This window comes from Endozoicomonas sp. PH6C (assembly GCF_059322965.1).
Map to the genome: position 1 here is coordinate 4,463,555 of NZ_CP185342.1, position 12,344 is coordinate 4,475,898.

A 12,344-nucleotide genomic window follows, 5' to 3' on the forward strand; every position below is an offset into this window, starting at 1 on the left:
ATCACTTTTTACAGTAATAAAAATACTCAGCTTCGAGGTAGTTGAATGAGAAATATCCGCCCCAATGCATTAAGCCTTGCCGTGGCCGTTGCCATCAGCTCTTCCATCATTGCTACAGACGCACTGGCTAATCGCAGGCTACAGACAAGATCTGTTGATATTTCGGGCAATGAACAAGTGGAGTTTACCCAGAGCGAGGTCATCGTTAAGCCAACGTTGGATGATGACTCGCAGCCAATAGCCAAATCCTTTACCACCACCTACCCTGATCAGGCTGAAGTCAGAGCAGGCTATGACATTCCTTCTGAAGGCTTCACAGACGTTCTTTCCGGTATCGGGGGTGGCGTTGCCAGTGTTGATCAGTTTGAGACAGACGAGAATAACGTTGCTCAGAAATACACCAAAGTGCTGAAGGTGGGTAATGAGGGGATCTTCAGGTTCACCCATAACCTTGCAGAAGAGAAACTGCTTATCGAAGTCAGAGACAGTATGACCCATCAGGATTCAATTCGGGCTGTTCGCGCTCAATCAGGGGTCGCCTGGACATTGGAACCCTCTACTGAAATGGCCAGCCCCGATCATCTGGTGAGGGTACTGAAAGGTGCGCACGAAAGAGCAGGAAACCTGGGCGAAGCCAATAACTATGTTGCCCTTGCCACCCTTGAAGTAGACGAGGTTGAGGTGGACGGGCGCACCTTCATGCGCCTTGTCGCTGCGGGTGATCAGCCCCCTGAGCTGCAACGTCTGGGTCAGTCACTTTTTGTCAATGATGAGGTGCTTTTGGCAGCAGCCACCTCTGCCTATACCCAGGTGCATGTTCTTGGGAAAGAGATACAACAGGATGCCCTGGAAAATCTGCTGTCATACCATAAACCCGTCGGCTATGTTGTGCATGTCGAGGATGAGACTCGGGCTTATCCTGTCCCTGCTGGTTATCCAAAACTGGAAGTGACTGAGACTCCGGGGGAGATTATTGTCTTCCATGGTCAGAAACAGAACCCCACCGATATTGCCCTTGTGCAAAATCTCTATCGCTTTACCAATTATTTTAACAAGGACACTGCACAGGTTAAAAAAGACAAGGTCAAAAGCTACCGGTACATCATTCGAAGCAGGCAGATGACAATACTGGAGGATTTAGCCGCAAAGCACCATGCCGGACTCAACTTCGTTGAAGAAGTCGGTGATGAGGTGGAGGAGCTTGCAGACTTTGAAGGGCTTCAGCAGGCATTAGCCAGTGCTACTTCAGATGGAGCAGATGAAGTTGAATTCACTTCACAACACGTCAAATTCACTTCGCCGTTGATCACGCCAACCTGGGTGCATATTCAACTGTTAAGACACTTCGGCTTCAAACCTGTACTTAGAAATTTTCTGGCTAACGGGCTATTTGTTCAGAATATTCATAATGATTTAATCTTTATCGCCAGTTCGCATGATTTTTCTGATGATGCTCCTGACCTGGGCGAAGGCTTTACTGCCAGAGTCATTGGTGACTTTGTCGGGCAACTGCTTGAGATGGAAAGCGCGTTGAAGAAGCTCAGGACAATAGAGACCTTGCTGGCAAAACAAAGTGAATTAACCGATCGCTTTTTGGCATCAGCCGCTCAAGGTATCGGGCAAAACTTGAGAATGGAGGAGTTAAATCAGCAACTTGTGGATGAGCTTGCGAAGACTCATGGCAGGGTAGATGCTCTAATAAACCAGATAGAGACGCTGCAACGGGAAGCCAATCAAATTCCATTGCTAAAAAAACAAGTTTATGGTGCCAGAACAGATGCCACAAAAGCTCGCAACGCTCAAACAGCAGCAGAGCTTGGTATTGAGGACTGGGATGATACCCAACCACTGGCAGAGCAAGCCAGGCTGATCAGCAGAAAAATTAATGAAATCTTCAGATTGGTAGCCGCAACAGCACAGTCACAAAAACAGGCTCTGGAGGAACATCTGGCGGCAATTGGCGCCAAGCTGATTATTGTTCCACTTGATGAAGACGACCTGGAGCCTCATCAGCAAGCCTTCCGGCAACAAATCACCAGCTCAGAGGCTAAAAAAGTAGCAGAAATAAAAAAACGCTTTACGACTATTGCCGCATATTTAAACATCAGGGATTTTGATAGCCATGCAGATATTGACGATCAGCAAGAACATCTGATTCAAACACTTATGAAAATGGCTGAGCAGCTCAATATGGAGGATTATTACACTGGGCTCAGACAAATTTCTCTGGCAGCAGTTCTGGGTATTGATCTGAATGAAGACAGAAGTCTGGAAGACCGCACCAACCTGGAGTTAATGGTACATGACAAGCTCTTCGAGCTTTCAAAGCTGGAAGACGAACTGGAAGACATCAGAACACCGGGCCACCCCAAAGTCATGCCTGAAGTATCCAGGACCCTTCTTGCCGTGGAAAGCGTTTTTGAGAAAGAAAACCTCCGTGAAGAGAACGATGTGTATTACCATCGTCAGGTCATTTCTGGAGCTATCCGGATATACATCAGAGAAGCCCGACAGCGGTCAGAGGAAGAGGCCCTGACCGTACTGAAATCTATGGAAGGGTTACTCAGCATCCACATCAATGAAGGTGATGACAAAGCAGCACGACTGGCAAGGGTTCTCTCGAGGCTTGATGGCGGTGATATCTCAAATCACGAGCTGGGTCAGATGGACAAGATCCTCGGGTGGGAAGGTAAAGGGCCAGATCTGATGGGAGATCTGGAGAAAGATCTGGAGCGGGGTCTGGTGCGGATGGATGTGGTACTCCAAAGTATTCGTGATGGCCTTACCTTCAAAGTCGAAGAATCGGATCTGCAGGCCAGAGAACGACAGGCAGATTACCTTATCGCTCTGGAGGACAAGCTGGATATTGACCCTCATGAAAACCCTGCTGCTCAGGAAAGAGAAAAAACTTTCATAGCTAAACTGGCCAATGAACTGCGTATAGGGTTTGAAGACGATGCCGACCTGTCTGACCAGAAGGATACCCTGAGAGAAAGACTTCAGGAATTAATGAAAGAAGTAGAGAAAACTTATAACAATAAAGGTGTTAAAAGGGTCAGTAACAATAAAATTGCTGATCAACTCAACATTAATGGCTACAGAAATGATGCCAGCATAAACGAACAAAAGAGCCTGATTAGAGAAAAGCTTCAACAGCTGAATGAAGAAGTTTTCAAAGTGGGTCAGCCTGACATCAATGAGCGTATTGCAGCCATTGAGAATGCTCTTGACAGGCAAATGGCTCGCCTGGGACCCAAACCCCGATACGTTCTTGATCGTGAGTTAGCGACAGCCAGGCGGGCAGTCGAAGAAGCTGGAAGTGAGCTGGAGGCTGCTAATCACAATCTGGATGCTATTCATCGCAAACAGTTGGTACCTTTGGGTAGCCATACTGACTTCAAAGATACTTCAGAAAAAGACGATACGACGTTCAATCGGGCAATGAAACATTATCAGACCGAACTGGGTCTGTCTGCAGGTGAGGAGCAAACTAATAGAGAGCGAGCAGAGGACATTATAAATTTCCTGCTGGAATTCAGTGTCGAAATACGAGATCAAATCGTTGCGGAACTGAGAACCAAAACAAATCTGGACGTCCGGATATCTGGCGACCCCGCTTCGCTGGAAGCAGCTCATTACACTATTGCTATTAAAGGCCATTCAGATACTTATGCCCGGGACGCAACTGATGAAGTCGATGCAGGATTGGGCAACAAGATCCAACAACTGATTCAGGAACAGGCCTGCCCGAAAGCTGGAATTGAAGCCTCCGGAGCAGATATTGAGAGACTGAAAAAAGTCCTGAAGGCTGCCGAAGAAGCTGTCAAAAATGATGCTGGTCCCTTCCAGTACACACCGAAACAGGCAAAGGTTCTGGACGCTATACACACATTCACTCAGCAGCACCTTCTGAAAAAACAAGCTCTGGGAGTCGCGATGAGTCTGGCAGAATCTGCAGTAAAAAGCGGTAAGACAATACCCTGCCTCAAGACTTTCGATTTTAATGATGAATTTGCACCCATTCGCTTACAGGCACTGGCCGGAGACGAACTGACGTTTACACAGGCCAGTCGGATTGTGGAAGTTTTCAAGAGCCTGAAGACGATCTTCCGGGATTATCCCTTCGAGCCTGCGGAGTATCATTTTCGGAATGCCATTGAAGAAGCTCAGATTCTGGTGCGAAGAGCCAGGAATGAAATAAAAACCGCGTCTCAACAATACGACAACGAAATTCGTGACATAGGCTCAACGGGCATTCACTTTATCGAGCATGTTCCCGGGGACCTGAAAAGCTTCCCGGAATACTTCGCTGCCCGTTCTGCCAGTGCTAACAAGATCATGGCTTTGCTGAGTGAAGGGCTGATCAGCAAGGTTGAACTTGAAAACTACATGAAGGCCGTCAGAGGTGTCGACGGTTATCAGACAGTGGCTGAATTTGAACACGTCCTTGGTTATAAACACGGCGTCAGGGTGCCTGAGTTCAGGAAGGTTGTCCAGATGCTGTCCGATGAGAGTGCCGAGGCTTTCATGCAGAGTGTCTTTGCTCCAGTGACTCTAACGGCAACGGGTCCGGCGGCTATGAAAGAGTCGGTTGTCGGCATGAAGGAGTATGCAGCCGCAGTCATCGCCAACTACGTGCTTGATGATATTGCCTTTGATAATGGCCACAGGACAGCAGCTTTCCTGAGCCATGTTCAGGATACCCTGACACCTTATGCCAATGCTGTCGGCCTGTCTGAATCAGACCTGATCAAGGCTATCCATGACACCTTGATGCAGGCTCATGCCACAGCGATTGAGTGGCAGCTGAAGGAATACTGGGTCAAACCTTCAGCCTTCCTGGTACAGGCTGTCACCTGGTACTTCTCCAGCTACAAACCGCTACTGGCGACTCATACCGTCTCGCAGGCTAAGGCACTGTCCCTCTCAAACATGGCGTTCCTCTATCTGCTGGACCTGACCAACAGAGGGGATTATCCGCACAGAATGCTCACACCTTTCCAGCACTGGCTGGAACGCTACCGTATTGATCTTGACCGAACCGGACAATATGCCTACCACAGTGGCATTGAACAAATCTCTGAACTGGGCGGACTGGCCATGCCATTGGGTAAAGCCGCGTCCTCAGTCATTCTGTTGAAAACCGGCTCTGCGCTCTTTGCCAGACAGCACAACGCCAACCCCCACAAGTATCGCAGCATTGTCCGTCTGGTGCCCGAAATGATGAAGTCCATGGGTTCCGGACAAGGGGTTCAGGTACCGCTGCTGCACAGAATGACACCACAAAAAGTAAAAACTCTGGCTTCTGCCACTGTCGGACTTGTGCTGGGTCCGGTAGCCACTTTCGGAGCATACGCTAATAGCCTTATATCCGGATTCACCTATGCACAAACCTTCGGATTCGCAATGGCGTCAAGTCTCACTTTCGACTTTTTTATGAACGACAACAAGATGCTCACTCAATGGCTGGGTGGACCTCTGGGCCGAAGTCTTGACAAGATTAATCGCTGGACAGGCGCGGGTGAAACGGACGATGAGTATTTGCAACCTGACGCTATTGCTTCACCTCAGGGCTTCAGTGAGACCGATGAAGAATATGCAAGCCGTGTTAAAGCAAACAACACCCTGTATGGCTGGACTCGACACGAAAATTATCTGCAGTTCCGTGAACGCCGTGATCGCACCATGATGCTATTCGAGAATGGCTGGGAGAAATACTTCAGGGAAAATGTACCTAAATGGTCGTTCTCCCACGCAGAAAGTATTCCTTACTCTTACACCCTGGGTGCCTTCATGAGCAACTGACAGCCATGAGCGATTAGAAACCGTTTCTCCACTTGAGGTAAAAATCACTTTTCACGGTAAACAGTACTCAGCTCTGAGGTAGTAGAATGACAAAAGCTCGCTCCAATACGTTAAGCCTTGCTCTGACTTTTGCAATCAGTTCTTCCATCATTGCTCCACAGGCACTGGCCGATCGCAAGCTGCAGACAAAGTCCGTCGATATTATAAATAATGGACATGTGAAGTTTACCCACAGTGAGGTCATGGTTCGGCCAACCCTGGATCAGGACCAGCAGCCAATACCCAAATCCTATACAACCACCTATCGTGACAAGACTGATTACAGGGCAATCTATGCCTTTCCTTCTAAAGGCTTCACAGAAGTTCTTGCTGATGTTGATGGCTGCGTTTCCAGTGTTGATCTGTTTGAAACAGGCGAAAATGGCGTTGCTCAAAAATACACCAAAGTCCTGAAAGTGGGTAATGAGGCAGCCTTCAGGTTCACCCATAATCTTAAAGAAAAGAATCTGGTCATTGAAGTCAGAGGTGGAATGACCGATCAGTATTCAGTTGAGGCTGTTCGTTACCAATTAGTTAACAGCGAATTAGAGCCGTTAACGAAAATCGCCAGCCCCGGACAACTGGCTAATTTGCTTAAAGCTGTCAATTATGTGGCAGGAAACCTCGGCGCAAATCATCACTATGTTCCCCTTGCCACCCTTCAAGTAGAAGAAGTTGAAGTGAATGGGCGTACTTTCATGCGTCCTCTCGCTGCTGGCGATCAGCCTCCTGACCGACAACGTCTGGGACAATCACTCTTTGTCAATGATGATGTTCTCCTGGCAGCAGCCGCATCTGCCTATATCCAGGTTCACGTGCTGGAAGAGGACTTACAACAAAAGGCCCTTAATGAACTTCTGGCACACAGCAAACCCGTCGGCTACGTTGTCAACGTCGAGGATGACACACAGGTTTATCCTGTGCCTGCGGGTTATCCAAAGCTGGAAGTGACAGAAGCTACGGGGGAGGTGATTGTTTTTCATGGTCAGAGGCTGAACCCCCATGATATCGCTTTTGTAGAAAACCTCTATGACCTCTGGAAAAAAGCTGAAGTTAATCCCCCCTCCCCCGGAGTGGTAACAAAGGTTAAAAAATATAAGGTCAAAAGCTACCAGTACGTCATTCGAAGCATGCAGATGACAGTGCTGGAGAGGTTTGTTGCGAGACATGGTGCTACCGCTAACAAAGAGCAACCGAAGACACTTGCAGACGAAGATCAACGGATGATACATGCACTTACATACTATGAATCTCTCCAGCAGGCATTAGCCAGTGCTACTCCCTATGGCATTTATGGAAACGATGAATTTGAGCTTACACTGGAACACATCAGAGTGGTTTTGACAGCCATCACACCGACCTGGCTGCAGATTCAACTCACAAAACATTTCAGCTTCAGACCCCAGCTGAGAGATCTCCTGACTAAACAGCGTTTTGTTCAGAGCATGCTGAACCTTATAACCGGTGTCTCCGAACCACTGACCGATATTTTTCGCGACGACCCGTTTGTTTCCAAAGTCCTGAGCGATATGGCCAGACAACTGATTGAGAGGGAACTCATGCTGGAAGATCATCTGGCAACAGAAGCCGAACTCGCCCGGGTTGTAAGCCTGCTAAGGCTGGTATCAGAAGAAGTCACTATCAGTGAAAGGGAGAAACAGAGAGCAATCTATCTCCATCGGCAACTTGAGAATAAGCTTTTACATTTTCATGCCGAGCAGGAAGAACTGGAAAACCTGCTTCGGAAACTTCAACACGAAGTCAGACGAATCCCGCACCTGGAACGACATGCCCGTGATGTCAGAGCAGAAGCCAACAAGGCTTACAAAGCTCAACTGGCAGAAAAACTTGGTATTGATAACTGGGATGATACCCGACCAGCAAAAGAACAAGCCAGACTCATCTCAATAAAACTGGATGAAATCAACCAGGTGATGGCCGCAACAGAACAGTTTGACGAAGAAGCAGCAAAAGTAAAACTGGCAGCGATGGAAGGCCCGCTCGATATCATTCCGATCAATGAAAACGATCTGAGTGCACGCTTTCAGTCCATTCAACATTGTATGCAACAAAATGCAGCAGCCACCCATGTCGAGGCCCGCCACAAGCTGGCTATCGTTGAAAGTCAGTTCGGTCTGGTGCGCGTCAGTGAAGCTAGACCGGAAGCTCGTCACCAGGCCATTCTGAAGCACCTTAATCAGCAGGGAACTCTATTCCGACAGCATCTTCAGAAGACCAGTACAGAGGCTGGAAAAAGAGCTGCAATGAAAGCCCATTATGCCGCCATTGCCGTACATTTAAATATTAAGGATTTTGATAGCAATGCAGATATTGCCGTTCAACAAAAACGCCTGGTTCGGAGAATTCAGTCACTGAACACTGAACTAGGGAAGATTAACAGACTGAATCTTCGGCAGGCAGACCTGCCTGACAGACTTGATAATCAGGACAATTCACCAGACGAACACCAGGAATATATCTTTCAGAGTATCCGGGCACTGCCTGCTCAAAGGGGCATAGAAGACATTGACGCCAAACTCATTGGAGATTATGTGACAGACTTTTATGACCCTATGGAAGAAGGCAGCACAATAGAACAACGCAACACACAGATAGAAGCAACACGTAACAGGTTATTCAGTCTCGCAGATTTGGAAACAGAACTGGAAGACATCAGAACACCAGGGCACCCCATAGCCATGCCTGAAGTGCTCAGGAAACTCACTGATCTGGAAAACGCCCTGGCGATGAATATTCAGGGTAGTGAGGACGATGTGTATTATCGTCGTGACGCCATTGCCAGGGAAATTCGGTCATACATTGAACAAGTCAGACAGCAGGTAGAAGAAGAGGCGCTGGACGTACTGGAAACCCTGGAAGAAATACTCAAGATCGATGCCATTGACGATGATGACAACCAGGAAAGACTCGACAGGATTCTTGCCAGACTTGAGGACGAAGATATCACCGAAAAAATGCTGGATGACATAGACTCCCCTTACTGGAAAGGAGACATTTCACCTGCTTACGAACAAAGAGAAACAAGACCCTGGAGGCTTCAGAGATGTCTTAACTTTTTTTTCGAAGATGCGTATGAACGAGCCATAAGACAACAGACTTCTATGCTAAAAACTATAGAGGACAAGCTAAACATCGACATTAGCGAAAACTCTGCTGCTCAAAAAAGAGGTCAGGTTTTCACTGTCAAACTGGCCAAAGATCTGGATATAGCATTTGACATGGATGACGACCTGTCTGACCGAAAGGATGCCCTGAGAACCAAAATTCAGGAATTAATCGCAAAATCAAACGCACTTTACGACGATGAAGCCGCCAGAAGAGTCTGGAACAATGAAATAGCTTTTCGACTCAACATTGAGGACTATAAAGATGATGCCACCCCCGAAGACCAGAACAGTCTGATTGAAACAAAACTCCAGCGGCTGGACGAAGAAGTTGTCAATGTCGGCCTGCCTGACGTCAATGAGCGTATCGCCGCCATTGATCATGAACTTGACAGGCAAATGGCTCGTCTGGGAGCTAAGCCACGATTCGTTCTTGATCGTGATGCAGCCAGGGCCAGACGGGCACTGAAAGAGGCTGAAAGTGAGCTGACAAATGTTCATCGCAAACTGAACAGGCTGCGTGGCAAACGCGTGGTATTTGCAGGGAGCCGTGCTGAGCTGCAACCTATCCCTGATGAAGACAACACGATTGTCAATCAGGCAATGAAAAAACTTCAGACCGACCTGGGCCTGACTGCAAATGACGCACAAGTTCCCGAAGAGCGGATGGAGGACGTCAAACATTACCTGCGGGAATACAGCGAAGAAAAACGAGATGAAATCCTTGAGCAACAGAAAACCCTGACCAATGCGAATATCCTGACAGATGGAGATGACCTCAGTTTACTGGCAGAAGCTGATTACTCTGCTGTCGTTGCAGACAATAAACATACTGGTAGTCTGGACAATAACGATGAACTGTATGAAGCATTGGGTGAACTGCCTTTAACCCGGGACAAGTACGCTCAGATTTTGCAATTTCTTCGTATTCACGACAGAGAAAGCATGAAGGTGAGCAATGCACGGCTTGACGAGAGGAATACACAACAGAGGCTGGACCTTAAAAAGGAGGAGCTTAACACCGATGAGTCCACTGAGACCCTCCATAAGAACGAAATAGCCCTGCTGAATTTAGCCCTGGAGCAGAAAAGTAAAGCGTTATCAAAAGCAGAAGAAGACCTGATAGATTTTCATAAAGCGTTTCTTGACCCTTTAGAAAAAGCAGTGGGTCTTAAACCAGACCCCACTGACACCAGTGAACACCGGGTTAATGCCCTGAGAAGCAAACTGGTACAGCTGGGCGGACATGACGGTAACGGCGGCAAGATCCGGCAACTGACTCAGGAACAGGTCCGTCTGGAAGATGAGATTGAAGCCAGGAAAGCAAACATTGAGAGAATAAAGGAAGTCCTGAAGGCGGCAGAGAAAACCGTCGAAAATGATGGTAGCCCCTTCCAGTACTCGCCAAAGCAGGCAAAAGTTCTGAATTCTATCCACAGATTTTCGCAGCAGCATCCTCTCAAAAAACAAGCTCTGGAAGCCGCCATTGGCCTGACAAAAGCAGCAAAAGAAAACGGTAAGGCAACACCATCCCTTGCGACTTTCGATTTTGACAATGAATTTGCACCAGTTCGCTTGCAGGCGCTGGCCGGAGACAAACTGACGTTTATACAGGCCAGCCGGATTGTGGAAGTTTTCAGGAGCCTGAAGACGACCTTTCCGGAATCCTCTCCCGAGCCTGAAGAAGGTCAACCCCTGAATGCCTTCGAAGAAGTCCGGATTCTGACGCACCAGGCATTGTCTGAGATAGAAAATGGGGCACAAGAATACGACGACGAAATTCGCGGCTTGGGCTTGGCAGGTATTCACTATGTCGAGCGGGACCTGAAAGACTTTTCGGAATACTTATCTGTCCATTCTGCCAGTGGTAACAAAATCATAGCTTTGCTGCGTGAGGGTCTGATCAGCAAGATTGAACTTGAGAACCACATTAAGGCTGTCAGAGGTGTTGAAGGTTATCAGACAGTGAATGAATTTGAACACTTCCTTGGCTACAAACACGGCGTCAACCTGCCTCGCTTCAGAGCCATTGTCCAGGTGCTCTCCGATGAAGGGGTTGATGAATTCATGCAGAGTGCCTTTACTCCTGTGACCGTGACTGCTTCTGATCCGGCGGGTATAAAAGAGTCTGTTGCTGGCATGAAAGACTACGCTGCTGCGGTCATCGCCAACTATGTTCTCGACGATATTGCCTTTGAAAACGGCCACAAAATGGCAGCCTTCCTGAGCAAAGTTCAGGATACCCTGACACCTTATGCTCATGCTGTCGGCCTGGCTGAATCAGACCTGGTCAAAGCTATCGATAGCACCTTGATGCAGGCCCATGCCGCAGCAGTTGAGCACCAACTGAATGATTACTGGGTCAAACCTTCAGCTTTTCTGGTACAGGCTGTCACCTGGTACTTCTCCAGCTACACCCCCCTGCTGGCAACCCACACCACCTGGCAGGCTGTCGAGCTATCCCTCTCGAACGTTTCATTTCTCTATCTTCTGGATCTGACCAACAGGGGTGATTACCTGCACCGGATGCTCACACCTTTCCAGCACTGGCTGGAAGGCTATGGTATTGATCTTAACCGAACCAGCCAATACGCAAACCACATTGGCATTGAACGAGTCTCTGAAGTGGGCGGGCTGGCCATGCCATTGGGTAAAGCCGCTTCCTCAGTCATTCTGCTGAGAACCGGCTCCATGTTGTTTGCCAGACAGTACAACGCTAACCCGCATATGTACCACAGTATTCTCCGTCTGGTGCCCGAAATAGTGAAGTCCATGGCTTCCGGTCAAGGGGTTCAGGTAACACTGTTGCACCGGGTAACACCACAAAAAGTGAAAACGCTGACTTCTGCCACAGCTGCTCTCGCTCTGGGCCCGATTGCCACTGTTGGAGCATACGCCCAGGGTCTGGTATCCGGATTTAGCTATGCTCAAACCTTCGGCTTCGCTCTGGCATCGAGTCTTACTTACGACTTCTTTATGAACGACAACAAGATGCTCACTCAATGGCTGGGTGGGCCTCTGGGCCGAACTCTTGACAAGATCAGTCGCTGGGCAGGCCTGGGTGAAACGGACGATGAATATGTGAAACGTGCGTCTGTTGCTACACCTCAACGCTTCAATGAAACCGACAAAGAGTATGCAGGCCGCGTTGAAGCAAGTGACTTGATGCATGGCTGGACCCGGCACGAAAATTATCTGCAGTTCCGTGAACGCCGGGATCGCACCATGAAACTGTTTGAGAATGGCTGGGAAAAATACTTCAGGGAAAATGTGCCTAAATGGTCATTTTCCCACGCAGAAAGTATTCCATACTCCTACACTCTGAGTGCCTTCTGCGACTGGCGATGAGAAAGTTCATTTCCACCTGCAACCTCA

2 protein-coding genes are annotated in these 12,344 nt (G+C 48.3%); both read left to right on the forward strand.

The genetic code is table 11. From position 1 onward, the window contains the following. The first annotated feature begins 45 nt into the window (after positions 1-45). Positions 46-5,805, forward strand: a complete 5,760-nt coding sequence (locus ACOMG9_RS16995; RefSeq protein ID WP_448217763.1) for a coiled-coil domain-containing protein — start codon at positions 46-48, stop codon at positions 5,803-5,805. Between the two features lie 86 nt (positions 5,806-5,891). Further along, positions 5,892-12,317, forward strand: a complete 6,426-nt coding sequence (locus ACOMG9_RS17000; RefSeq protein WP_494529146.1) for a hypothetical protein — start codon at positions 5,892-5,894, stop codon at positions 12,315-12,317. Positions 12,318-12,344: the final 27 nt, after the last annotated feature.